The sequence below is a fragment of the Clostridium rhizosphaerae genome, assembly GCF_016765585.1.
Taxonomy (GTDB): Bacteria; Bacillota; Clostridia; order Clostridiales; family Clostridiaceae; genus Clostridium_AT; species Clostridium_AT rhizosphaerae.
In genome coordinates this window covers 247,227-273,027 of the sequence record NZ_JAESWC010000018.1, presented here as the reverse complement: position 1 = coordinate 273,027, position 25,801 = coordinate 247,227, and the positions used below count along the sequence as shown (strand labels likewise).

Annotated in this window: 19 protein-coding genes; 18 read left to right on the top strand and 1 reads right to left on the bottom strand. The window is 31.8% G+C overall.

Features of this window, described 5'->3' with window-relative positions; translation table 11 throughout:
• Nucleotides 1-9 precede the first annotated feature (9 nt).
• The 8 genes from JK636_RS20135 (at nucleotide 10) to JK636_RS20100 (ending at nucleotide 13,250) form a co-directional block, all read left to right on the top strand.
• Nucleotides 10-336: a hypothetical protein gene (locus JK636_RS20135; RefSeq protein ID WP_202750777.1), complete on the top strand. Its 327-nt coding sequence runs from the start codon at nucleotides 10-12 to the stop codon at nucleotides 334-336.
• Between the two features lie 175 nt (nucleotides 337-511).
• Nucleotides 512-2,467 (top strand): DNA gyrase/topoisomerase IV subunit B, encoded by a 1,956-nt coding sequence (locus tag JK636_RS20130; RefSeq protein ID WP_202750776.1) that lies wholly within the window; start codon nucleotides 512-514, stop codon nucleotides 2,465-2,467.
• Nucleotides 2,468-2,484: 17 nt separating this feature from the next.
• On the top strand, nucleotides 2,485-5,421 hold the full coding sequence (locus JK636_RS20125; RefSeq protein ID WP_202750775.1) for a DNA topoisomerase IV subunit A: 2,937 nt from the start codon (nucleotides 2,485-2,487) through the stop codon (nucleotides 5,419-5,421).
• Between the two features lie 237 nt (nucleotides 5,422-5,658).
• On the top strand, nucleotides 5,659-7,503 hold the full coding sequence (locus JK636_RS20120; RefSeq protein WP_202750774.1) for an APC family permease: 1,845 nt from the start codon (nucleotides 5,659-5,661) through the stop codon (nucleotides 7,501-7,503).
• 116 nt (nucleotides 7,504-7,619) lie between these two features.
• Nucleotides 7,620-8,831: a M16 family metallopeptidase gene (locus tag JK636_RS20115; RefSeq protein WP_202750773.1), complete on the top strand. Its 1,212-nt coding sequence runs from the start codon at nucleotides 7,620-7,622 to the stop codon at nucleotides 8,829-8,831.
• Nucleotides 8,832-9,036: 205 nt separating this feature from the next.
• The gene (recJ, locus tag JK636_RS20110) at nucleotides 9,037-10,794 is read left to right on the top strand and encodes a single-stranded-DNA-specific exonuclease RecJ (protein WP_202751120.1); all 1,758 of its coding nucleotides are present in this window, start codon (nucleotides 9,037-9,039) and stop codon (nucleotides 10,792-10,794) included.
• Between the two features lie 86 nt (nucleotides 10,795-10,880).
• Nucleotides 10,881-11,072, top strand: a complete 192-nt coding sequence (locus tag JK636_RS20105; protein ID WP_202750772.1) for a hypothetical protein — start codon at nucleotides 10,881-10,883, stop codon at nucleotides 11,070-11,072.
• 162 nt (nucleotides 11,073-11,234) lie between these two features.
• Entirely contained in the window at nucleotides 11,235-13,250 is a 2,016-nt protein-coding gene (locus tag JK636_RS20100) for an ATP-binding protein (protein WP_338025802.1), read from the top strand.
• Between the two features lie 44 nt (nucleotides 13,251-13,294).
• On the opposite strand, the gene JK636_RS20095 is transcribed toward JK636_RS20100, so the two are convergent.
• Nucleotides 13,295-13,489, bottom strand: a complete 195-nt coding sequence (locus tag JK636_RS20095; protein ID WP_202750771.1) for an alpha/beta-type small acid-soluble spore protein — start codon at nucleotides 13,487-13,489, stop codon at nucleotides 13,295-13,297.
• 227 nt (nucleotides 13,490-13,716) lie between these two features.
• Between JK636_RS20095 and JK636_RS20090 the strand changes: the two genes are divergently transcribed.
• The 10 genes from JK636_RS20090 (at nucleotide 13,717) to JK636_RS20045 (ending at nucleotide 25,798) form a co-directional block, all read left to right on the top strand.
• Nucleotides 13,717-14,790, top strand: a complete 1,074-nt coding sequence (locus tag JK636_RS20090; protein WP_274601630.1) for an undecaprenyldiphospho-muramoylpentapeptide beta-N-acetylglucosaminyltransferase — start codon at nucleotides 13,717-13,719, stop codon at nucleotides 14,788-14,790.
• Between the two features lie 97 nt (nucleotides 14,791-14,887).
• Entirely contained in the window at nucleotides 14,888-16,402 is a 1,515-nt protein-coding gene (locus JK636_RS20085) for an MBL fold metallo-hydrolase RNA specificity domain-containing protein (protein WP_202750770.1), read from the top strand.
• Nucleotides 16,403-16,549: 147 nt separating this feature from the next.
• The gene (safA, locus tag JK636_RS20080; RefSeq protein ID WP_202750769.1) at nucleotides 16,550-17,164 is read left to right on the top strand and encodes a SafA/ExsA family spore coat assembly protein; all 615 of its coding nucleotides are present in this window, start codon (nucleotides 16,550-16,552) and stop codon (nucleotides 17,162-17,164) included.
• 299 nt (nucleotides 17,165-17,463) lie between these two features.
• Nucleotides 17,464-20,979, top strand: a complete 3,516-nt coding sequence (gene nifJ, locus JK636_RS20075) for a pyruvate:ferredoxin (flavodoxin) oxidoreductase (RefSeq protein ID WP_202750768.1) — start codon at nucleotides 17,464-17,466, stop codon at nucleotides 20,977-20,979.
• 262 nt (nucleotides 20,980-21,241) lie between these two features.
• The gene (locus JK636_RS20070; RefSeq protein ID WP_202750767.1) at nucleotides 21,242-21,583 is read left to right on the top strand and encodes a DUF1292 domain-containing protein; all 342 of its coding nucleotides are present in this window, start codon (nucleotides 21,242-21,244) and stop codon (nucleotides 21,581-21,583) included.
• Between the two features lie 64 nt (nucleotides 21,584-21,647).
• Complete coding sequence (locus JK636_RS20065; RefSeq protein ID WP_202750766.1) at nucleotides 21,648-22,289, top strand: HAD-IB family hydrolase; 642 nt, start codon at nucleotides 21,648-21,650, stop codon at nucleotides 22,287-22,289.
• A 78-nt stretch (nucleotides 22,290-22,367) separates the two neighbouring features.
• Nucleotides 22,368-23,207: an aminotransferase class IV gene (locus tag JK636_RS20060; RefSeq protein WP_202750765.1), complete on the top strand. Its 840-nt coding sequence runs from the start codon at nucleotides 22,368-22,370 to the stop codon at nucleotides 23,205-23,207.
• An 84-nt stretch (nucleotides 23,208-23,291) separates the two neighbouring features.
• Nucleotides 23,292-24,824, top strand: a complete 1,533-nt coding sequence (locus tag JK636_RS20055) for a DUF342 domain-containing protein (RefSeq protein ID WP_202750764.1) — start codon at nucleotides 23,292-23,294, stop codon at nucleotides 24,822-24,824.
• A gap of 26 nt (nucleotides 24,825-24,850) precedes the next feature.
• Nucleotides 24,851-25,297, top strand: coding sequence for a chemotaxis protein CheW (locus tag JK636_RS20050; RefSeq protein ID WP_202750763.1), 447 nt, complete (start codon nucleotides 24,851-24,853; stop codon nucleotides 25,295-25,297).
• A 12-nt stretch (nucleotides 25,298-25,309) separates the two neighbouring features.
• Nucleotides 25,310-25,798 carry a chemotaxis protein CheD gene (locus JK636_RS20045; protein WP_202750762.1) on the top strand — a complete coding sequence of 163 codons (489 nt, stop codon included), beginning with the start codon at nucleotides 25,310-25,312 and terminating at the stop codon, nucleotides 25,796-25,798.
• Nucleotides 25,799-25,801: the final 3 nt, after the last annotated feature.

Genomic DNA, 25,801 nt, shown 5'->3' with positions numbered 1-25,801 from the left:
GGTGATATTATGAGTAATATAGAAGCTGAAAGTTATACACTAAAGATAATTGAAAAAGTTTATGCTGAATTAAAAAATATAGAAATTGATTGCACAGATTATATAATTAAAGAGAAAATACATAATCTAGTAGACCTTGTCGAAAAAGAAACCTTAGAAAACAAAACAATATTTATAGAAATGGTAAAGTCGAAGGTTAAGGAAACTAGAGGAGTAAATTCAGAGCTTAATACTTATTTTTATCTTCTTTACCGAAATTTAACTGAAGGAAGAATAGGTATAAAGGAAGCACAAACTCTTTACGATATGTATATTAAAGAATTTAATACAAAATAGTTTATAGGCAATAGCTTTTAAAAAGGCTGTTGCCTATTGATTTGGAAGGAATTCTGATATACAATAGAACGTGTGTTCTTAAAGGTTTTTCTTTACTTTTTATAGAAAACATATTAAATTGATTGTAGAGTTTTAAAACGTTACTGATTCAGTTTTGACATATGGAGGATTTGGGATGGAAGATATAAATAAAGTTAGAGGGTCCTATGATGTGACAGACTTAACGTCACTCGAGAAACTTGAGCCTGTGCGTGTGAGGCCGGGAATGTATATAGGGTCTACTGGTTCAAAGGGACTGCATCACTGTTTATGGGAAGTATTGGATAACTCTATAGATGAAATATCGAATGGATATGGAGATAGAGTAACAATTATTCTAAATAAGGATAAAAGTGTAACAATTATTGACAACGGCAGAGGAATACCAACTGGAATACATCCTGTGAAGAAAAAATCAGGTGTTGAAATGGTGTATACTGAACTTCATACCGGTGGTAAGTTTGATAATAAAAATTACAAAACTTCAGGAGGACTTCATGGTGTAGGGGCAGCAGTTGTTAATGCACTTTCTGAATGGGTTGAAGTTGAAGTATATCAAAATGGGGAAATACATAAGCAACGATTTGAATATGCCTACGATAAGCAATTAAAGAAAATGATGCCGGGAACTCCTGTTACTGCATTAAAAGCAGTAGGCAAAACTACTGAAACAGGTACAAAGGTTACGTTTAAGCCCGATAAAATGATTTTTTCAACTACTGACTTTAAATTTGAAATTATAGATGAAAGACTTCAGGAGTTAGCTTTTCAAAATAAGGGTATTAAATTAATTTTAATAGATGATAGATTTGAAGATGAGGTTCAAAAGGAATATCATTCTGAAAGAGGTCTTTTAGATTTTATTGATTATATAAATGAAAGTAAAACAGTGCTTCACAGTCAGCCTATTATATTTGATGGAGAAAGAGAAATCAATGGATTGTCTATTTATGGAGAAGTATGTATGCAGTTTACTGATTCAACTAGCGAATATATTTTAAGCTATGTTAATAATATTCCGACTCGTGATTCTGGAACGCATGAAAGTGGATTTAAAACTGGAATGACAAGAGCTTTTAAAGAATGGGCTAAAAAGCTTAATTTGATTAAGGAAAAAGATAAAGAGTTTGAAGGTGATGATTTAAGAGAAGGCCTTACAGCTATCGTAAGAATCAAAATAAGCAATCCAGTTTTTGAAGGACAAACCAAAAATAAGCTTGGAAATAATGAAGCTTATACCGTGATGAATGATTTAGCTTATACAAAATTCTCAGAGTGGATTGAGGATAATAAAGAAACAGCTTCTATGTTTATTAATAATGCACTAGATGCTGCTGCAAGAAGAGAAAAAATAAAGAAAATAAACGAAGCTGAAAAGAAAAAGGTTGGAAGAGGAACAGCGCCTCTTGCAGGGAAAATAGCAGTATGTACTTTAAAGGAACCAGAGCTTTGTGAATTTATCGTAGTTGAAGGAGACTCAGCGGGCGGCAGTGCAAAGCAGGCAAGAGATAGAAGGTTTCAAGCTATAATGCCTTCAAAAGGTAAAATAATGAACACAGAAAAGCAAAAGCTTGAAAATGTGCTAAGCAGCGAGGAATTAAAAATATTTAACACAGCTATTGGAACCGGGGTTTTAGATAACTATAAAGAACAAGAATTAAAATATAACAAAATTATAATAATGTCAGACGCGGATGTTGATGGTTACCATATCCGGACCTTATGGATGACGTATATTTATAGATATATGAGGCCTCTCATAGCTAATGGACATCTATTTATAGCTCTTCCTCCACTTTATAAGGTTTATAAGAAGGATAAAAAGGGAGAAGTTATCAAGTATGCATACAGTGATGATGAGCTTGAAGCAGTAAAAAAAGAGGTAGGAAAAGGTGCGCTTATACAAAGATATAAGGGTCTTGGCGAAATGAATGCAGATCAACTTTGGGATACTGCGTTAAATCCAGCTACAAGAACTCTGCAGCAGGTAACTATTGAAGATGCTGCAAAGTCGGAAAAAATGGTATCACTTCTTATGGGAGATGTAGTAGAGCCTAGGAAAAATTATATGTATAAGTATGCTGAATTTTAAGGGAAAGGTTTGAGAATATGGCAAAGAAAATAGATATACCTATGGATAATAATATAATAAAGGTGCCTATTGAGGAAGCTATGCCGGATAATTATCTTCCTTACGCTGTTGAGGTGGCTAAGGATAGGGCTCTTCCTGATGTTAGAGATGGATTAAAGCCTGTGCATAGAAGGATACTTTATGGAGCGTATACTCTTAGGGCTTTTCCGGACAAGCCTTACTTTAAATCTGCAAGAATAGTAGGAGACATTTTAGGTAAATATCATCCTCATGGCGATTCTTCAGTTTATGAAGCAATGGTAATTTTGGCTCAAGATTTCTCAACTAGAAAGCCTTTAATTGACGGACATGGAAACTGGGGAAGTCAGGATGGAGATAGTGCGGCTGCAATGCGTTATACAGAAGCGAGACTTACACCTTTAGCTATGGAAATGATAAAAGATATAGATAAAGATATAGTTGAGATGGTGGAAAACTATTCTAACACCGAATTAGAGCCGAAGGTTCTGCCTGGAAGATTTCCTAATCTTTTAGTAAATGGTGCTTTCGGCATCGCAGTTGGATTAGCTACAAATATACCTCCTCATAATTTAAATGAGGTCATTGATGGAACTTTAGCTTATATTGATAATAACGACATTACAACAAGTGAGCTTATTAATTATATAAAAGGACCAGATCTCCCGACAGGTGGTATTTTAATAGGTAAAAATTCTCTATTGGCAGCCTATGAAACTGGAGAAGGGAGAGTTACCTTAAGGGCAAAGGCAAATGTTGAAAAGCTTGAAAGTGGAAGATTTGGAATTGTTATTACAGAATTTCCATATAAAAAGTCAAAGGCAAGGCTTCTTCAGACTATTTCTGAAATGACTGATGATAAAAAACATTCCAAAGCTTTAGAAGCTATAACAGATATTAGAGATGAATCTGATAGAAATGGTATTAGATCAGTAATAGAGCTAAAAAAATCAATTGATTTTGAGGGAGCAGAAAAACTTCTTAAATATTTATATAAAAAAACTGACCTTCAAAGCAACATAAGTTTTAATATGGTGGCATTAGCTAATGGAAAGCCTGAAACTATGGGACTTAAAACTATAATAAAACATTATGTTAATCATCAAAAGGATGTTGTAAGAAGAAGGACTGAAAAGGAACTTCAAGCTGCGGAAAAAAGATTTCATATTGTAGAAGGATTTATAAAAGCTATTGATATAATGGATGAAATTATTGCACTTATAAGAGCATCAAAATCTAAAAAGGATTCAGAAAACAATTTGATGAATACTTTTGGGTTCTCTGAAATTCAAGCTCAGGCTATTGTTGAATTAATGCTTTATAAGCTTACAGGACTTGAGATAAAAACATTTGAGAAAGAATATAAAGAATTAGAAAAAGAAATTAGAAAACTTAGAAAAATATTAGAGAATGAAAAAGAATTATTAAAGGTTATTAAGATTGAGTTAGATGAAATTAAAGAGAAGTATGGGGACGAGAGAAGAACCGAAATAATTGAGAATGATGAAGAGGCAAAGATAAATTTAGAAGAACTTATTGTGGTTGAAGATACTGTAATCACCTTATCAAATGAAGGGTTTATAAAAAGAACTCCACTAAAATCAGTTAATAGAATAAACAGCAGTGTAGAAGATATTGATTATAGGGAAGGAGACTTTAATAAATTTCTTATAGAATCAAATACAAGACATACAGTTATTCTTTTAACTGATAAAGGAAATATGTATCAAATTAAAGGTACAGCTGTTCCAGAGTATAAGTGGAAAGATAAAGGTGAAAGACTTGATGAGATAATAAAGGGTTTGGATTTTAGTAATGAAAAGATAGCGGCTGTATTTTCAGTGGAATCTCTATCCGACTCAAAGGAATTCATTTTTATCACAAGTAAGTGCAATATGAAGAAAACCAGTCTCAATAAATTTATAACTAATTACTCAAAGCTTCAAGCTTTAAAACTTAAGGAAGATGAAGTTTTGGTTTCTGTAAGCCTAGTAGACCAAAATAGAGAAAGTGAATTTGTTAAAATTTCTACAGAGTGTGGGCTTAACTTTACAGTGGAGGAACCAAATCTGGAGGCTTCTGATAGGAATATTGCTTCTACAGCTTTAGCGGCACTTCCGCCTAAAGACAAACTTATTTCCGCTCAGTTTGTTAAGGAATTTGAATACAGAGAATTTTACCTTGCAGTTAGTGAAGATGGGTATATTAGAGCTTTAAACACCAAGAGAAGTATAACAAAGAAGGATAAATATATATTTACCTTTTCAAAGGAAAAAGTTCTTATTTTTCTTAATGATGGAAATGTGCTAAGCCTTCAGACAAATCTTTTTAGCGGGCTTCTAGATAAAGAAATAAGGCTTCAGGACCTATTTGATACTGATAAAGCAGGAGATATCAAGGTTTTGAACATTTTAAAGACTAATAATTATGAAGAGCCATTATCAGTATATTTCTTTACAAAAAACGGAATGATTAAAAGAACCTCGTTGGAGGATTTCAAAGGGGACTATCTGAGTGCTTTAGCCTATAAATTTAAAAGTGAAAAAGATAAATTAATAGCTGTAGAATACTGTAGTGATGAAGACAATAAAGATATATTTGTTGCAACTAAAAGAGCTTTGGGCATAAGATTTAAAGGTGCAGATGTTCCTTTGATGGGAAAAGCAGCTGCTGGAGTAATCGCAATCAGTCTAAAAGAAGATGATGAGGCAGTGTTTGGAATATTGATTAATTCTGCTAAAAAACAGGGAAATGCAATTAGTGATGAAATTGCTTTAGGAGAATATATAAATAGAGAAATTCAATTAGTTACAAATAAGAAAAACAAGAAAAATATCAGCATTGAAAATATAAAACAGCAAAATAGAGCAGGCAGGGGATTAAGCTTAATGCTTATAGTTTTTGATGAAGTAATAAAAGAGGTAAAAATAATATAACAAAGAAAGATTTGCATATCGTTTACATAACATATGTGAATCTTTTTATTTTGAGCGGCGTACCTATAGTTAGATTTTTAACAGAAATCAAACTAAATGTAAACTTTTTATTAATAATTTAGCTAAAATAGGCTAATTTAGATTAATAACGCCCAAAGCGAGAATTGTATATAGACAAGCCGTACTATATAATAGGGGAATGTAATTTCAAAATATATTTTATCAGGAGAGTAAATCATGTTTTCAAAACTAAGAAGACTACTTATCGGAGAGACATTAACTACTGACCAATTAAGTCATGAAAAATTTAATGTGCTCTGGGGACTTCCTATTTTATCAAGTGATGCTATTTCATCTGTAGCCTATGCTGGAGAAGAAATATTGTGGGTTCTTATACCAGTTTTAGGTATGATGTCTTACAAGTATATGTTTTATGCAGCATTATGTATAGTTTTTCTTTTATTTTTATTAGTCTTTTCTTATAGACAAACTATTGATAATTATCCTCACGGTGGAGGTTCATATATTGTTTCTAAAGATAATTTAGGAACCATACCTTCTTTAACTGCAGCAGCATCTCTTTCTATTGACTATATTTTAACGGTTGCAGTTAGTACAAGCGCTGGAACAGCGGCAATAACTTCTGCTATACCGGAGCTTTTACCTTATAAAGTTCTTATTACTGTACTTATTATTGTGCTTTTGAGTATAGGTAACTTAAGAGGTATTAAAGATTCCTCTAGAATGTTTGGAGTTCCAACCTACTTATTTATATTAACTGTAGGAATAATGATTGTAACAGGAATTTTAAGATACTATTTCTTCGGATACAGACCTTCCCCAATAGTTCCTATAGAAGCTAAACAAACAATGGGAAATATAACTGTATTGTTATTCCTTAGAGCATTTGCTTCAGGTTGTACTGCATTAACAGGAGTAGAGGCAGTAAGCGATGGTATTCCTAATTTTAAAGCTCCAGCTCAAAAGCATGCTAAAATAGTACTTGGACTTTTGGCTGGAACAGTATTATTTATATTTGGTGGTTTGTCCTATCTTTCCACATTGTATCATGCAGCACCTGACCCTAATGTTACTGTACTTGCGCAAATAGGAACTCAAGTTTTTGGCAGTGGATTTATGTTCTACGCATTACAGTTTACAACAGCCTTAATATTAATAATGGCTGCTAATACTGCTTTTGCAGATTTTCCGCTTCTATTATCTTTTATTGCTAGGGATGGATATGCCCCAAGGCAATTTTCAAGAAGAGGTAAGAGACTTGGTTTTTCAAATGGAATTATGCTTTTATGTATAGCTTCAAGTTTGCTTGCAATAATATTTAGCGGAAGTACACATCTTTTAATGCCTTTATATGCTGTTGGAGTATTTATATCTTTTACTCTTTCACAGTCAGGTATGTTTACAAAATGGATTAAGGAAAAGACACCAGGCTGGAGACATAAGGCTGTTATTAATGGCATGGGAGCGTTGGTAACTTTTTGTACAGTAATAGTTATTGGTGCTACGAAGTTTCTTCATGGAGCATGGATTGTATGTATATTAATCCCTATATTAGTAGTGATTATGCTTAGAATTCGAAGACATTATTTAAGGGTTGCAGAGCAGCTCAAGCTTACAGCTGATTTAAGACCAAAGGAAGTTATTCCAAATGATGACAAGCAGCATGTTGTTATATTGGTAGACAGCTTAAACAAGTCCTTTATTAAGTCTTTAAATTATGCAAAACATTTATCGAGCAATATTGTAGCTTTCCATGTAGCTACTGATTCAGAATGTGCCGAAAAGCTTCAAAAGAAGTGGGAAGAATATAATGTAGGCATTCCTCTCATTGTAAAGCATTCACCTTATAGGGATGTGTACGAGCCTTTGGTTAAATTTATTGAATCTGAAGAGCATGCGTCAAAGCCGGGAGAAATTGTAACAGTAGTTATAAGCCAATTCGTTATTACAAAATGGTGGCATAATATACTGCATAATCAAACTTCACTGTTTATAAAAAGTATGTTATATAAAAGAAGAAATATTGTTGTGGTAACTGTACCATACATTATTCAAGAATAAAATTTTATGAAAATTCCTAGATAGCTTGTCTAGGAATTTTTTGTTATTATAAGTCTAGGATATATATAATGCAATAAAATTAAATTTATATCAGAAATAATAAGGAGAGAACAGATTTGAAGAAACATACATTAGATAATGGTTTAAGATTAGTTTATGAATATAGAGAAAGTAATGTGACTTCCTTTTGTATAGGCTTTGATGCGGGTGCTGTAATGGAGGAAGGCTATAAACTTGGAACAGCACATGCGGTAGAACATATGCTTTTTAAAGGAACGAAGACTAGAAATGAATATGAAATAAATAAGTTATGTGACGAGATATTTGGTTTTAATAACGCGATGACAAATTATCCTTACTGCATTTACTATGGTACTACGTTAAATGAAGACTTTCATAAGGGATTCGAATTATACTCTGATATTATTTTGAACCCATCTTTTCCAGAGGATGGATTTAAGGAAGAGATAAATATTATCTTAGAGGAACTTATTGAGTGGAGAGATGATTTGGAGCAATATTGTGAGGATATGCTTTTTTATAATGCTTTTAAACAAAGAAGAATAAAAAATCTTATAATTGGTACTGAAGAAAGTATAAAATCAATTACACGTCAAGATATAAAAAACTTTTATAATGAGTTTTATTCACCTGATAATTGTGTAATTTCCGTAGTATCCTCCTTAAGTTTTAATGAAGTAATGAACGAGGTCTCAAATATCTATGAAAAATGGAATAAAAAGTCTCAAAGGAAAAAATTAAAGCTATATGAAAAAAATAACAGCGGTGTTTTTTGTGATAAACGCGAAGGGATAAATGGCAGCAAAATTCAAATCATATTTCCAGTTCATGAATTGATGGAGAGTGAGCTTAATGCTTTATATTTATTTAATCTAAGCTTTGGAGAAGGTACCAGCAGCTTGTTGTACGATTATGTTAGAACAAAAAATGGATTGGTATATGATATAAAAAGTACAATAAAATATGAAAAAGGAATAAAGCTGTTTTCTATTTATCTTGGTACCTCTGTGCAAAATACTGAAAATGCTTTAAAATTAGTTCGGGAAATTATTGAAAATGTGAAAAATGATAAAAACTATTTTAGCTCAGAAATGATAAAAAGGAATTCAAAGAGAATAAAAATTAAAAGAGAGTTGGAAATAGAAAGATCAATAGTGCTTAGTAAAAATATGACTACAAATGAAATAATGTTTAACAATTGTAATTTGTTTATAAGTAATGCATTAATTAATGTAAGCGAAGAAGAAATATATGATGTGATTAATAAGGTTTTAGCTAATCCAACAATTCAGATAGTAAGATTATAGTTTCAAAATATTTCCAAGGAAATATGATTGGGGTTTTAAGTATATATAATTCAATAAAATTCTTACATTCATGATGTCACAAAATATCAAATTTTCAATGATTTTTGGGACATCATGAATGTATTAGAACTTTTGAATTATATATTATAAATTGTAATTTGTAGTTTAGTTTAAAAAAGATGGATGTGATTGAGTGGAAAGATGGATGCTGAAAAATATTAAATTTGATTATAAAAGAATGATGCAGGAATTAAACTGCAGCGAAATCATTGCTAAAATCCTAGTTAATAGAGGTATATCAGAAAAGGATACAGCGCACAGGTTTTTAAGTCCTTGTAGGGAACAATTGTACGATGCAAGATTAATGAAAGATATTGAGAAAGGCGCCTCTATTATTAAAGATGCTATAAATAGGCAGTTAAAGATATTAGTAGTTGGAGACTATGATGTTGATGGCGTTATAAGTACGTATTTGCTTTATAAAACTCTAGTTAAATGTGGTGCTCATGTGGATTATCATATACCTGACAGAGTTAAGGAAGGTTATGGAATTAATGAAAGCATAATAAAAACTGCTAAAGAAAATGATGTGAATGTAATTATTACCTGTGATAACGGCATTGCGGCAATTGAGCAGGTTAAATTAGCTAAAGAACTTGGAATTAAGGTTATTATTACTGACCATCATGATATTCCTTTTGTTGAAAATGAGGATAAAATTAGAGAGTACATTATACCGGAAGCTGATGCGGTAATTAATCCTAAACAGCTGGATTGTGAATATCCATTCAAGTATTTATGCGGTGCAGGAGTGGTTTTTAAGTTTTCAGAAGTGCTTTATGATTTAATTGGAGTTGACAAATCAGAGGCATATGAACTGCTAGAATATGCAGCAATAGCTACTGTATGTGATGTTGTTGATCTTACTGATGAGAATAGAATTATAGTTAAGCAAGGCCTTAGATTAATTAATAACACTAGTAATATTGGATTAAAAGCTCTGTTTGAAGAAACAGGACTATCAAATAAGGAGATAACAGTATATTCATTAGGTTTTGTCATTGGACCCAGCATAAATGCCTCAGGGCGTCTAGAACAAGCTGTATGGGCTCTAAAGCTGCTTATTTGTGAAGATGTAGTAGAAGCTAAAGCATTAGCAAAAAAACTTCACGACCTAAATAAGGAAAGGCAGGAGATAACTAGCGCTGGAGTAGAGATGGCAATAGAACTGATAGAAAATTCCGAGCTTAAGAAGGATAAAGTTTTAGTAATTTATATACCAGATATTCACGAGAGTGTAGCAGGAATAATAGCCGGAAGAATAAGAGAAAAATATAATCTGCCAACTTTTGTGTTAACCGCAGCGAAGGAAGGGGCAAAGGGTTCGGGAAGGTCTATTGAAGAATATAATATGTTTGAAGGACTATTAAAATGTAAGGATTTATTAGAAAAGTTTGGCGGGCATCCTATGGCTGCAGGACTATCAATAAAGAAAGAAAATATTGAATTATTTAGGAAAAGATTAAATGAAAACTGCTCACTAAGTGATGAAGAAATAATACCTAAGGTGATTATAGATATGCAGCTGCCTCTTTCAAATATAACAATGGATTTGGCAGAAGAGATTGTAACTTTGGAGCCTTTTGGTAAAGGAAATACAAAGCCCTTATTTGCGGATAAAAAAATTAGAATTCAAAGAGCGATTATACTAGGTTCAAACAAGAATGTCCTAAAGCTAAAACTAATAAATAAAAATAATAGGCTTATTGATGCAATTTACTTTGGAGATATTGAAGGATTTAACAATTTAATCTTAGACTATTATGGTGAATATGAGTTCCAGAAGATGTATGAGGGAATACAAAATGATATTAATATAGATATTGTTTATTCAATTAATATTAATGAGTATATGGGTAATAAGTCCGTTCAGCTGGTTATTACAAGTTACAGAATTTCTTAAAATCATTTAATCTGAATTAACCTTAAGTTTTTGCATATAATAACAAGGAATAAAATTAAAAATGCACAAAAGCAGGAGGTATAATTATGAATGATGAAGCAAGAAAACATATAGAAAGTGCTCTTTCAAATTTAAGAGAAGCTAAAAATTGCTTGGGAAAAGCTTCAAACAATGCTGAAAATGGAAGTGTAAAAGAAAGAATAGAAGAAGAATTAACACACGTTGATAATTGTGTTAATCATTGTGAAGGAATAGCATCAGGATTATCAAACTTATAGAGCAATAAGAGGGAGAACCTAAGGGAACTCCTTTTCTTATTTTTTGCAATAATTTAGATTAATAATCAACTATTTTTATGTTTTATAACCAGAAGTACTTGAAGAAAATTACAATGTCCTATAAAATTATATTATTGTCTATTTCTTTTGGGGAGGGGTATTGTGATTTATAATTTATATGATAGTATTCCTTTTGGAGTAATAGTTTTAGAAGATAATTCTTTAAATATTCTATACTTAAATAAAAAGGCTAAAAAGCTGCTTAACATAAATGTGGATTCAAATTATGATAAAAATGAATCCTTAAATTTTTTAAAGGATTATAATGAGACTATTAGAAGTTGCTATATGCAGCATAAGGAAGCTATCTTAACCGAAGTAGAAATTATCAGAAATAGGTTTTTCACAATAACCGTTAGTAATTGTGAAAATAATATTGTGTTATATATACAAGATACTACAGAAGAAGTGATTAAAAATAAGAGAACAATTGAAAAAAATAAACTTAGACTAGAAGAAGAAAGAAGAAAATTTTTAGGTATATCTACTGAACTAAAAACAAAATGCGATATTATAGAAATACTTAGAGATAGAGAAAAAGAGCATTTGATGCATCTAAAAGATGTTATTAACAATATAACTGAAGGATTAATCGTTGTTGATAAAAAAGGAAACTTTAGCATGTGCAACAGGGCTGTTTACAATATAGTTGGAATGCAGATTGGAGAACTTTTAAATATATATTCTATTGGAGGAAGATATAATATTCTCAATACAAAGGATAATACTAACTTATGGAAGGTATATAAAGACGCATTTGAAAAGTTTGTGCCCATTGTAAATTTAACTGCTAAGTTTATTGACAAGATAAGCGGATTTGAAAAATTTATTGAAATTAACTCTAACCCTATCTTAAATAGATCTAAGGAAGTAATGTATACCATAATAACTATGAAGGATGTAACTGAAGCTAAGCTTCATGAAATAAAGGCTGAAGAGCAGGCCTACTTTATAAATAATGTGGTTAATACTTTAGAGGTACCTATAGCTGTGCTTAATTATCCAGATTTAACTTATAAACTTATTAATAAGGAACAAGTTCAGATTTTTAGAAATACTAGTGGTAAAGAACTTAATTTAGAGGATATTATTGGAATGCCGGTCGAGGGTGTAGATAGCGATTATTTAAGTGGTAATATATATGAAATAATTGATGTAGTGGGTAAAAAGGATAAAGAATTCACTTTGTCTCCTTACAGGATAATAGATAAAAATTTAAATGAGAGATTTTATAAGTTTAAATTTATACCTTATAAAGACATTGAAGGAAAGGTATCCTCAATACATATGCATGGACTTGATATTACTGAAGAAGTAAATCACAATATAGAGCTTGAGAAAATAGCTAAGTTAAAGGATGAATTTTTTACTGTTATATCACATGAATTAAGAACTCCATTAACAATTATTTATTCTTCTCTTCAGCTTGCTTACAATATTTATTCGAATGAGATTTCTGAAAATCTAGATAAAACTTTAAGAAGAATAGATCAAAATTGCAGCAGACTATTGAAATTAATAAATAATATATTGGATTTATCAAAAGCTGAGGCAGGATTTTTAACAGTAAACAATTCTTGGTTTGATATCGTAAATACAACCGAAAATATTATAGCATCAGTTAACCTTTATGCAAAAAGTAAGGGTATTGAACTTATTTTTGATACAAATGAAGAAGAAGTGATGGTGTGTTTAGATAAAGAGAAATATGAAAGAATACTGTTAAATCTCTTATCAAATGCTGTTAAATTTACGCCGGAGGGAAAACAAATATTAGTTACAATAGAAGATGACATGGAGAATGTAGCCTTAAGTGTAAAGGATGAAGGAATAGGTATACCAAAGGATAAACTAAATTATATTTTTGATAGATTTGCTCAAGTAAACACTTCTTTATCAAGGCGTGCTGAAGGTACGGGAATTGGCCTATCATTGGTAAAAAAATTAGTTGAATATATGGACGGTAAAATAGAAGTTAAAAGTAATGAAGGGGTTGGAAGCGAATTTTATATAAGATTTAATAAAATCAGTGCTCAATCAAAACCTCAGCTTATACCAGAGACAATGGGCAGCAATATCAACAACAAGATAGATATTGAGTTTTCAGATATAAATTAAAACACCGGCATATGGTATTTAATCCACATGCCGGTTATTTCATATTAAAGGTTTTTTTCATAAGCTTCAACCATTCTCTTAACCATTTGTCCGCCTACAGAACCATTTTCTCTTGAAGTAAGATCTCCATTATAACCTTCTTTAAGGTTAACGCCTACTTCTCTAGCAGCTTCCATCTTAAATCTATCTAAACCAGCTTTAGCTTGAGGAACTAATACTCTATTGCTTCTGCTTGCCATATATATTCACCTCCTTTTAACTTTGTAATAATATCTTATCCAAAGATAGAGTTTATATAATAGATTATTAAAGGGAAAAAAGGAATAAAAATGTATATAGTATAATTAAAATTTTTAAAAATTTTAATTATACTATATACAAAAAAGCTTCTATATTAGTATTATATATATTGTACAAATATTAAGCTAAGATTACCAATAAGCTGCATAGAATAGGAGATGGTAATTTGGAAAATAAAAAAATAATAATGACTGGAGGAGGTTCAGCTGGTCATGTTACTCCAAACCTTGCTCTTGTACCAAGACTTAAAGAATTAGGGTATGAAATAGAGTATATTGGAACTAAAGATGGTATCGAACGTAAAATTATTGAAGAAAATCATATAAAGTATCACGTGATTTCAAGTGGTAAGCTTAGAAGATATTTTGACGTTAAAAACTTTACTGATCCATTTAAAGTGATAAAAGGAATTTGGGAGGCTTATGAGATAATCAAGAAAGAAAAACCTAATATCGTTTTTTCAAAGGGAGGCTTTGTAGCAGTACCTGTAGTCTTAGGTGCTTATTTTAATAAAATTCCCGTTATTGCTCATGAATCTGATATTACTCCAGGTCTTGCAAATAAGTTGTCCTCACCATATGCTACAAAGATATGTGTTACTTTTCCGGAAGCAGCTAAAAAGCTTAACAAGAATAAAGCTGTTTTAACAGGAAATCCAATTAGAAAAGAACTATTTGAGGGAAGTAAAATAAAAGGTATTAAATTATGCGGTTTTACGGAAAGTAAACCAGTAATTTTTGTTATGGGAGGAAGCTTAGGGGCTAGAGCTATAAATGATGTTTTAAGAAGAAATCTAAATGTACTTTTGAAGACATATAACATAATTCATATATGCGGTAAGGGCAATATCGAAGAAAAGTATATTCATAATAAAGATTACAAACAGTTCGAATATATAAATGAGGAACTTCCGCATATGATAGCAGCTGCTGATATTGTACTATCAAGAGCAGGTGCCAATTCCATTTTTGAATTTCTAGCACTTAAAAAACCTAATCTATTAATTCCGTTATCAGCAAAGTCAAGCAGGGGAGATCAAATTTTAAATGCTAAGTCCTTTGAAAAAAGCGGATATAGCCTTGTCCTTGAGGAAGAAAAGTTAGAAGATAGAACATTAATCGAGAAAATAAATGAACTTTATAATAATAAAGAAAATTACATAAGAAATATGGAAAATAGTAAAACGGGAAATGGTGTTGAAGCTATAGTAGGTTTAATTGAAAAATTCAGTATAAAGTAATAATATATCCCTAAACAATATGTTTAGGGTTTGTTTTTTTTTACGATAAATATAATACATATATAATATATTAAATTTTTGCTTGGAGGTACGACCTATGAAGCTACAATTTTTAGGAGCTGCCGGCTGTGTTACCGGCTCATGTCATCTTCTCAAAATAAATGACAAAAAAGTATTGCTTGATTGTGGATTATACCAAGGAAAAGATGAAAAAGAAAAGGGAAATGAGAACTTTGAATTTAACCCAAAAGAAATTGATTATGTTATTTTGTCCCATGCGCACATAGACCATAGTGGAAGAATTCCACTTCTTTATAAAAGAGGTTTTAAAGGAGAAGTAATATGTACAGAGGCTACAAGAGATTTGTGCAGCGTAATGCTTCCGGATAGCGGCCATATAATGGAAATGGAAGTTGAGTGGAAAAATAGGAAGAGGATAAGGCAGGGACTCGAACCTATTGAACCATTATATACTGCTAAGCTTGCTGAAATTTCCACTTATCTTTTTAGGAGCTGTGCATATAACAAATGGATTGAAGTTTTTGAAGGATTAAAAGTTCGATTTAGAGATGCTGGCCATTTACTTGGCTCATCTATCATTGAATTAAAAATTAAAGAAAAAGATAAAAATGAAGTCAAATTAGTTTTCAGCGGAGATTTAGGAAATAAAAATCTTCCTATTATTAAAGATCCAACCTATATTGATTCTGCTGACTATGTAATAATGGAAACCACCTATGGTGATAGAATTCATGAAAAAATAGAAAATGAGTTTGAACAACTAGTGAAAATAATAAGAACTACTTTTAAAAGAGGTGGAAATGTTATAATACCTTCTTTTGCTGTAGGAAGAACCCAGGAGGTTCTTTATGTCTTAAATAAATATATTGAAACTGAAAAACTAAAAGATATAGAAGTATATGTAGACAGCCCTCTTGCACATGCCTCTACAAAAATATTTGAGAAGTATAGCGAAGTTTATGATGATGAGGCTAAAAAGATTTTAAAAAGTGGAAATAATCCATTATATTTTGAAGGATTAAAATTCAGTGAGTCACCAGAAGAATCTGCTAGAATAAATAAAATACAAAGCGGAGCCATAGTTATTTCAGCTAGTGGTATGTGTGAGGCTGGAAGAATAAAACACCACCTTAAACATAACCTTTGGAGAAAAGAATGTTCAATAGTATTCGTTGGATATCAAGCAGAAGGAACTCTTGGAAGAGCTATATTAGACGGGGCTAAAAAAGTTAGGATTTTTGGCGAAGAAATTGCAGTCAATGCTGAAATTTACGCTTTACAGGGACTTTCAGGACATGCAGACCAAAGTGGCCTTCTCGACTGGATAAAAGGTTTTAAGACTAAACCTAAGGAAATACTTCTCGTCCATGGTGATGAAGAGGCAAGAACTGAGTTTAAAAAACTTGCTGAAGCAAATGAATTTAAATGCAGAATTATGAGAAGCGGAGAAAGATATAATATAAACGATATTGAAAGCAAAGTTATACAAAATAGAAAAGAAAAAATAATTAGGCTTATGGATACTTTGGACGATATAGATGAAATAGATAAAGACTTATTATTAGATAAAATTAAAAAAATTTTAGAGTAGTTGATATAAGGAATACATTGAAAGAAAACATTCTTTTAATGTATTCCTTATAATTTTTGGCATCAATGGTGCTATATATTAATAAAACCAATAAAATTTAAAATAAATTAAAGAAAAATTAACAAAATATATTTGAGGTGATTAGTTATGAAAAAAATTTATACAATGCTTTTTAGCTTATTTTTAGTACTATGTGCAAAAAATGCAGTACATGCACAGCAAATTACTTATACTGTACAGCCTGGGGACAGCTTATGGAAGATAGCAGTTAAATATGAAATTGGTGTTTCTGAAATAATCAACGCAAATCCTCAAATACCAAATCCAAATATGATTATGGTTGGACAAAAAATTAATGTACCTAACATAGCTGATATTAAGGCGCTTGAAAACGAAGTAATAAGGCTTGTAAATATTGAAAGAGGTAAACAAGGGCTTGCACCTGTGGCTGGAAACTGGCAGCTTTCCAGAGTTGCAAGATATAAATCAACAGATATGAGAGATAAAAATTATTTTTCTCACTACTCTCCAACCTATGGCGATCCATTTAAAATGATGCATGATTTCGGAATTACCTTCTATGCAGCAGGTGAAAATATAGCTATGGGTCAGCGAACACCACAAGCTGTTATGACTGCTTGGATGAATTCTCAAGGTCATAGAGCAAATATACTAAATCCTCAATATAATGAAATAGGTGTAGGAGTTGCAAAAACTCAGAATGGAACTATTTACTGGACACAAGAATTCATAAAAAGATAAAATAAGACTTAAAAAGATAAAAATCTCCTTATTTGCTTAGCAAGAGGGAGATTTTTTACATATAATTCAGAAAAGACAGTAAATTTAGTTAAATTATTAACATTACAAGGTTGAATTATTTAAATAATAGTATATAATAGTACTTGGGCCTGTACTATTATTTTCCACTATTACATATTGAGGTGATTAAAGCAGTAACATCAGCAACATTAGGGTAAAGACGTAATCAACAGTCTTTTGTTTTAATATTTTTATTAATCTGTACCAATTTTATTTTTATATAGAAAGAAGGTATACCCATGAGAAAAATGAAAACTATGGACGGCAACACTGCTGCCGCTCACGTAGCCTATGCCTTTACAGACGTAGCTGCAATATATCCTATTACTCCATCTTCGCCAATGGCTGAGCATGTTGATGAATGGAGTTCACAAGGCAGAAAAAATATTTTTGGACAAGAAGTTAAGGTTGTTGAAATGCAATCGGAGGCAGGAGCAGCCGGTGCAGTGCATGGTTCACTACAGGCAGGAGCTTTTACTACCACTTTTACTGCTTCTCAAGGATTATTATTAATGCTTCCAAATATGTATAAAATAGCAGGCGAACTTCTTCCTTGCGTATTCCACGTAAGTGCTAGAGCTCTTGCTGCACATGCATTATCAATATTTGGTGACCACCAAGACGTTATGGCTGCTAGACAGACAGGCTTTGCACTACTTGCAGGAAGCAGCGTTCAAGAAGTTATGGATTTATCTGCAGTAGCTCATTTATCAACGCTAAAAGGAAAAGTTCCATTTTTAAATTTCTTTGATGGTTTCAGAACCTCACATGAAGTTCAGAAAATTGAACTTTTAGAGTATGATGAACTGAAGGCTCTCGTTGATGAAAATGATATTAAGGCATTTAGACATAAATCCTTAAATCCAGAGCGTCCTGTTACAAGAGGTACTGCTCAAAATCCTGATATTTACTTCCAAGGAAGAGAGTCAGCAAATAGATACTATGATGCTATACCTGAATTAGTTGAAAATTACATGGCTGAAATAAACAAGTTAACTGGAAGAGATTATCATCTTTTCAATTACTATGGTGCACTAGATGCTGAAAGATTAATAGTTGCAATGGGTTCAGTATGTGAAACTATAGAAGAAACAGTAGATTACTTAAATGCAAGGGGAGAAAAGGTAGGCTTATTAAATGTACATTTATTTAGACCATTCTCACTAGAGCATTTCTTTAAATATATACCAAAAACAGTTAAGAAAATAGCTGTACTTGATAGAACAAAAGAGCCAGGATCTGCTGGAGAACCATTATATCTTGATGTTAAAAATGCTTTCTATGACAGTGAAGTAAGACCAGTTATAGTTGGCGGAAGATATGGTCTTGGATCAAAAGATACAACACCAGGACAAATAGTAGCTGTATTTAATAATTTAAATGAAGACAAGCCTAAAAATGGATTTACAGTAGGTATTAATGATGATGTTACATTTAAATCTTTACCTGCAGGAGAAGAAATAGATGTAGCTGATGCATCCACTAAGGCATGTAAGTTCTGGGGACTTGGATCAGACGGAACTGTTGGAGCAAACAAGAGTGCGGTTAAAATTATAGGTGACCATACTGACCTTTATGCACAAGCTTACTTCGATTATGACTCAAAGAAGTCAGGCGGCATAACTATATCACATTTAAGATTTGGAAAGAAGCAAATTAAATCTCCATATTTAATAAATAAAGCTGATTTTATTGCTTGTCATAATCAGTCTTATGTAAACAAGTATGATGTTTTAAAAGGACTTAAGAAAAATGGAGTATTCCTTCTAAATACTCTTTGGGATGAAGAAGGACTGGAAAAACATTTACCAGCAACTATGAAGAAGTTTATAGCTGATAATAATATAAAGTTCTACACTTTAAATGCTGTTAAAATAGCTCAAGAAATAGGTCTTGGCGGAAGAATTAACATGATAATGCAGTCTGCTTTCTTTAAGCTTGCTAACATTATTCCTGTTGAAGATGCTGTTAAGTACTTAAAGGATGCTGTTGTAACTTCCTATGGCAATAAGGGAGAAAAAGTTGTTAACATGAACTTTGCTGCTATAGACAGATCACTTGAAGCAATTGTACAAGTTGATGTGCCAGAAAGCTGGAAGAGTGCTGTTGATGAAGCAGCAGCAACTGTAACAGTACCTGATTTTATAAAGAACATAGTTGAACCAATAAATAGACAAGAAGGAAATAGCTTGCCTGTAAGTAGTTTCTTAGGAATAGAAGATGGAACTTTCCCACAAGGAACAGCTGCTTACGAAAAGAGAGGTATTGCTATAAATGTTCCAGAATGGAATATCGATAAGTGTATACAATGTAACCAATGTTCATATGTATGCCCGCATGCTGCTATAAGACCATTCTTAGCAAATGAAGAAGAGGTTAATAATGCTCCTGAAGGCTTCAATGTTAAGAAAGCACAAGGCGGAAAGACATTTGAAGGTTTAAATTATAGAATTACTGTAGATACATTAGATTGTACAGGCTGTGGAAACTGTGCGGATATTTGTCCAGCTCCAGGAAAAGCGCTTGTAATGCAGCCAATTGAATCACAACTTAAAGAGCAAGAAAATTGGGATTATGCAATATCACTTTCTCATAAGGAAAATCCTATGAGCAAAGAAACATTAAAGGGAAGTCAATTTGAGCAGCCTTTACTTGAATTCTCAGGAGCTTGTGCTGGTTGTGGAGAAACTCCCTATGCTAGACTTGTTACACAACTTTATGGAGACAGAATGATGATTTCAAATGCTACAGGTTGTTCATCAATCTGGGGTGCTAGTGCTCCATCTACACCATATACTACAAATCATAATGGACACGGACCAGCTTGGGCTAATTCATTGTTTGAAGATAATGCTGAGTTTGGATTTGGTATGTTCCAAGGTGTAAGACAAAATAGAGAAAGATTAGCATTAAGAGCTAAAGAAGCATTAACTCTTGAAATAAGTGAAGAGTTAAAAGAAGCACTTCAAGTTTGGCTTGATAATTTCAAAGATGGAGAAGGATCCAAGAAAGCAACACTTAAGATGCTTCCTTTATTAGAAAAAGAAAAGGATGCTAACGAGGCTGTAGCTGATATCTATGAAAATAGAGAGTATTTAATTAAAAAGTCACAATGGATTTTTGGTGGAGACGGATGGGCTTACGACATCGGATACGGTGGATTAGACCATGTTCTAGCATCAGGAGAAGATGTAAATGTTCTAGTATTTGATACAGAAATTTACTCAAATACTGGCGGACAATCTTCAAAAGCTACTCCAACTGCTGCAATAGCTAAATTTGCTGCAAGCGGAAAGAGGACTAAGAAGAAGGACCTTGGAATGATGGCTATGAGCTATGGCTACGTATATGTAGCACAAATAGCTATGGGCGCTGACAAGAACCAAACAATGAAAGCTTTAGTTGAAGCTGAAAAGTATGATGGACCATCCTTAATAATCGCTTATGCTCCATGTATAAGCCAAGGTATTAAGACTGGTATGGGCAAGAGCCAAGCTGAAGAGAAGAAAGCTGTTGATTCTGGATACTGGCATATGTATAGATTCAACCCTAACCTAAAAGAACAGGGCAAGAATCCATTCAGCTTAGATTCTAAGGAACCAAAAGACTCATTTAGAGATTTTCTTCTTGGAGAAGTTAGATATGCTTCATTATTAAAAGCATTCCCAGAACATGCAGAAGCTTTATTTGCAAAGACTGAACAGGATGCTAAGGAAAGATACGAATCATATAAGAGACTTGCTAATTTAGCATAATACAAAAAGACTGCGGAGTTTCCGCAGTCTTTTTAATTAACAATTAACAATTAAGAATGAAAAAAGTACTTGGGACTTTTAAATGAGATAATGTAATTGAAAATGCCCGTAGGAATTTTCGTCCTTCAGTATTAATTATTCAGTATTAATTATTATTTTTATTTCTCGTGCAATAAATATTTTAAAATTTACAAAAAAGTTCTTTTAAAATTGGTGATTTAAGGGTACAATGTAAACATAACATCTTAAGGAGGATTTTTTTATGAGCGATGAAAAATTACACGGCTGTGGCTGTGGAGACGATAGCTGCGGATGCGGCGGACATGAACATGAGCATGGAGATGATTGCGGATGCGGTCATGACCACGAGCATGGGCCAATGATAGTAGACTTAGAGGACGAAAACGGTAATGTGGTTTCCTGTGAAGCAATAGATGGATTCACATATAAGGAAAATGACTATATATTAGTTCAAAATCCTGAAGATGGTTCTGTTTACCTGTTTAAGGTAGTAGGAGAAGAAGGGGAACTTGTAGTTCCAGAAGAAGAAGAGTTTGAAGAAGTTTCTAAGTACTATGAAGAATCTTTAGCAGACGAAGAGTAATAAAGTTTGACCGCTTCAATTAGCGGTCTTTCTTTTTAAGTTTTTTAAGGAAGGAAAAAGCTTTATGGAAAAGTTAGCTATTTTTGATGTGGATTATACACTTACAAAAAAAGAAACTCAAATAGAGTTCTATAAATATATGCTTAAAAAAGACAAAAAACACATTTTGCATATGCCTAAGGTTATATTATCAGGCATTTTATTTGCTCTTAATTTAATTCCATTAAAAAGTACTAAGGAGTACTTTATATCGTTTATAGAGGGTATAAGAGAAGAAGAAATGAAAGAGCATGTAAAAGATTTTTATGAAAATAGACTTAGTAAGCTTTTATATAAGGATGCCATAGAGACTATTAAAAGGTTAAAAATGGAGGGCTATAAGATATATTTGATATCCGCTTCTCCAGAGTTTTATTTAAACGAACTATATAATATTAAAGAAGTAGATAAAATAATAGGGACTAGATATTTATGTGAAAATGGGGTACATAAAAGAAGTATGCAGGGAGAAAACTGTAAAGGTGAAGAAAAGGTAAAAAGGCTCATGGAAGAAATAAAAAAAGAAGATATAGAAGTTGATTTTAAAAATTCCTATATGTTTTCAGATTCATTATCTGATTTGCCTCTTTTGAATATAGTAGGTAATCCGTACTTAATTAATTACAAGAAAAAACATGATAAAATAGAAATATTAGAATGGAAGTAATTTATGTTAATCACAAATATTAGATTTATTTAATGCTTTGTATAGAGAAACAATTAAAAATAATGGGAGTGAGAAAAAATGAGCGAATGCTATGGTGAATATTTTATTGAAAATGGAAAGATCTTAGACTGTAACAAGTTTTCTGATGAATATGTTATGCAGGGAACATCTTTATATGAGGTTATAAGGATTATTGATTCAGTACCTGTATTTTTAGAAAGACATCTAGATAGGCTTGATAATTCAGCTAAGTTAGCTAATAAAAAGTTGTGGATGAGCAAAAAAAATATAAAAGATGCTATTTTAGAACTAATAAAAGCTAATAAAACTAATGAAGGAAATATTAAAATTATATTTAACTATGGTAATGTAGAGCGAGAGAATAACAATACATTTTTAGTGTATTTTATAGAACACCACTATCCAAGTGCAGAACAATATAGTTTAGGAGTACCGGCCATATTGTGTTTTAAGGAAAGAAGCAACCCAAATGCTAAAATTATTAATAATAATTTTAGAAGTGAAACTGATGAAAAAATAAAATCAAGCAATTCTTATGAAGCCATTTTAGTAGATAGAAACAACTATATTACAGAAGGAAGCAGATCAAATATATTTATGGTAAAAGACAATTGTGTTATAACAGCTCCTTTAGAAGCTGTACTTCCTGGAATAACCAGAGAAATTATCATAGAAATTTGTAAGAAGGAAGAAATTAATTTTTTTGAGAAAAATGTAAGTTTTAATCAAATAAGTGATTTAGATGCACTTTTTATTACAGGAACTTCACCTAAAATTCTACCAATTAGTAAAGTTGACGACTTTGTTTTTAAATCTTCTACAAATATCATTGTGCAAAGTATTATGAGGCATTATAATAGAATTATTGAAGAATACATAAAAGAAAATAAAAAATAAATTGATTGTTCTTATCAAGTAAATAGAAAATATGACGAAGATTAAATATAATGTACTTTATTTATAAATACAGAGGTGGAATTTATGGAAGGTACAAGCCCAGCAAGATGTTTAAATATCTCTATAGATCAAAATAAAACTGAGGTGTATATAAGCATTTTATATGCGCCTGATAATCAGGGGCAATATCCTCCTAAGTATACTTTAGAGGAAATAAGTACTGAGCTTTTTAAAGCAGGAGTGGTATTTGGAATAATTGATGATAATATAAAAAAAGCCTTAGAGGAGAATGAAACCAACAAGGTTCTTGCAGCAAAGGGTAAGCTTCCAATTGATGATGAAGATGATGCACTGGAATTGAAATTTCAAGTAGATAGTGAACTTAAGAAATTAAATGAAGATAAAAATGGAAATGTGGATTTTAAAAGCATCGGAGCCGTAAATTCAGTACTGAAAGGTAATGTAATTGCAACAAGGATACCTGGGAAAAAGGGTGCTGAAGGCAAGGATGTATCAGGAAGAATTATAAAACCTAAAAAAGGTAAAGAAATAAGATTAACAGCAGGCTCAGGCTGCGAACTTTTAAATGAAAATACAATTGCAGCATCTATAGATGGAAAACCTTGTATGAAGAATAATGTTTTCTATGTATATAAAACTCATGAACTTTCACAAGATGTGGATCTTATAACTGGAAATATAGTTTTTTTAGGAGATATAATCATTCATGGAAATGTAAAAGAAGGTATGAAGGTAAGTTCTGAAAACTCTATAACTATTGACCAAAATGTCGAGAGAGCAGAAATTCAAGGTAAAGGTGAAATTATTATTAAAGGTAATGTAATAGCCTCCAGCGTAATTGGTGGAGGGGAAGACACTCTGAAAATTAAAGAAATTGAAATATTAAATGCATTAATAAAAGATTTAAAATCACTTATTAGTGCAGTTGAAGAAATTAAAAATATTAATATTTTAGGTTATGAAGCTTCAGATGGTCAGATTATAAAACTTTTATTGGAGAGTAAGTTTAAAGAAATATATAAACAGTGCCTGCTTCTTTTGACTAAAGCAGCTAAAAATAGGGATAAGAAAGATATGTTTTCAGAAAGGCTTACAGAACTTTTGAAAGGTAAGCTTGTTGGATTAGCACCGCTCAGTATTAAGCATTACAGCGAATTAAATGAAATACTTGATTTGCTCATTAATAGACTGGAATGTTTAAACAAGGAGCTTTTAGTTCCGGTAAATGTAATGGTTTCATATTGTCAAGATGCTATAATCGAAAGTACAGGAGATGTTGTTGTAAGCGGTACAGGATCTATTGTTTCTTCCATAAGTGCACATAATAATATATATTTCACAAAGGATAGTAGTGTAGTTAGAGGTGGAACTATAAAAGCATCTAGTGAGATTAGAGCAAAGATAGTAGGGAGTCACTCAGGTGTAATCACTAAATTGTCGGTAGGAGAGAGTGGCCATATTTGGATTAATACAGCATTTCATAATACTGTATTATTTGTTGGAAACAGAGAGTTTACAATAGAAAATCCCTGCCGCGATGTACATGCTTATTTAGATGATAGTCATGAATTAAATATAGATAGACTAAAATTGTAAGTTTGTTGTTTGAAAGGAGAATAATTATGGAAAACAAGGAAATTAAGGTTTTAATATTCAGCATTAATGGCGAATTTTATGCAACGGATATTATGGAAGTTGAAAGAATAATTGGATACGAAGAACCTACAAAGCTCCCAGATGCACCTGATTTTGTAGAAGGAGTTATAACTTATGAGGGAAATGTACTTCCAATAATTTCATTAACTAAAAAGTTTAATTTAAAAGTTCAAGAAAAAAAATCAGATGCAAAAATTATTGTTACGAAACAGGGCGATAGGAAAATTGGAATTATAGTTGATGTAGTATCAGAAGTGAAAGATATAAGTGTGGGAAATATAGAAACCCCACCAGAAATTGCTGCCGGTATTTCAAAAAGATATATAAAAGGTTTAATTAAAATAGATAAAAAAATAATTATTTTCTTAAATGCCTACAGTATTTTAACTGAAGATGAAAAAAAACTAATATAAGTAAGGTGCATGATGGATTGTAAAGAAATAAAAGTAGGAATTGCAGATCTTAATATAGCACTTTCTCCTGATAGACTAATTACTGTAGGATTAGGTTCGTGTATTGGGATTGCTCTTTTTGATAAGACACGCGGTATAGGTGGTTTAGCTCATATAATGCTGCCAGACAGCAAATTGTTTAACGCAGTAAATAATCCGAATAAATTTGCAGACTTAGCAATTCCGGCCTTAATTGAAAGAATGGAGAAGTTAGGTGCTATAAGAAGAAACATAAAAGCTAAAATCGCAGGAGGAGCTTCTATGTTTAACTTTTCAGATAAAAGCATGATGATGGATGTTGGCAATAGAAACAGTGCAGCTGTTAAAACTGTACTTCAACAACTGTCAATTCCTATTATTGGTGAAGATGTTGGTGGAAACAAGGGTAGAACTATGATATTTGATACTCTAAACGGTATAGTTCAAATAAGAACGGTGGGTATGGGTATAAAAGAATTGTAATGG

Coding starts and splice junctions, on each gene's coding strand:
- JK636_RS20050 (WP_202750763.1), top strand. CDS start 24,851: ATGGAAAACAAGGAAATTAAGGTTTTAATATTCAGCATTAATGGCGAA.
- JK636_RS20055 (WP_202750764.1), top strand. CDS start 23,292: ATGGAAGGTACAAGCCCAGCAAGATGTTTAAATATCTCTATAGATCAA.
- JK636_RS20065 (WP_202750766.1), top strand. CDS start 21,648: ATGGAAAAGTTAGCTATTTTTGATGTGGATTATACACTTACAAAAAAA.
- JK636_RS20120 (WP_202750774.1), top strand. CDS start 5,659: ATGTTTTCAAAACTAAGAAGACTACTTATCGGAGAGACATTAACTACT.
- JK636_RS20070 (WP_202750767.1), top strand. CDS start 21,242: ATGAGCGATGAAAAATTACACGGCTGTGGCTGTGGAGACGATAGCTGC.
- JK636_RS20060 (WP_202750765.1), top strand. CDS start 22,368: ATGAGCGAATGCTATGGTGAATATTTTATTGAAAATGGAAAGATCTTA.
- safA (WP_202750769.1), top strand. CDS start 16,550: ATGAAAAAAATTTATACAATGCTTTTTAGCTTATTTTTAGTACTATGT.
- JK636_RS20130 (WP_202750776.1), top strand. CDS start 512: ATGGAAGATATAAATAAAGTTAGAGGGTCCTATGATGTGACAGACTTA.
- JK636_RS20085 (WP_202750770.1), top strand. CDS start 14,888: ATGAAGCTACAATTTTTAGGAGCTGCCGGCTGTGTTACCGGCTCATGT.
- JK636_RS20135 (WP_202750777.1), top strand. CDS start 10: ATGAGTAATATAGAAGCTGAAAGTTATACACTAAAGATAATTGAAAAA.
- JK636_RS20125 (WP_202750775.1), top strand. CDS start 2,485: ATGGCAAAGAAAATAGATATACCTATGGATAATAATATAATAAAGGTG.
- JK636_RS20095 (WP_202750771.1), bottom strand. CDS start 13,489: ATGGCAAGCAGAAGCAATAGAGTATTAGTTCCTCAAGCTAAAGCTGGT.
- JK636_RS20105 (WP_202750772.1), top strand. CDS start 10,881: ATGAATGATGAAGCAAGAAAACATATAGAAAGTGCTCTTTCAAATTTA.
- JK636_RS20045 (WP_202750762.1), top strand. CDS start 25,310: ATGGATTGTAAAGAAATAAAAGTAGGAATTGCAGATCTTAATATAGCA.
- nifJ (WP_202750768.1), top strand. CDS start 17,464: ATGAGAAAAATGAAAACTATGGACGGCAACACTGCTGCCGCTCACGTA.
- recJ (WP_202751120.1), top strand. CDS start 9,037: ATGCTGAAAAATATTAAATTTGATTATAAAAGAATGATGCAGGAATTA.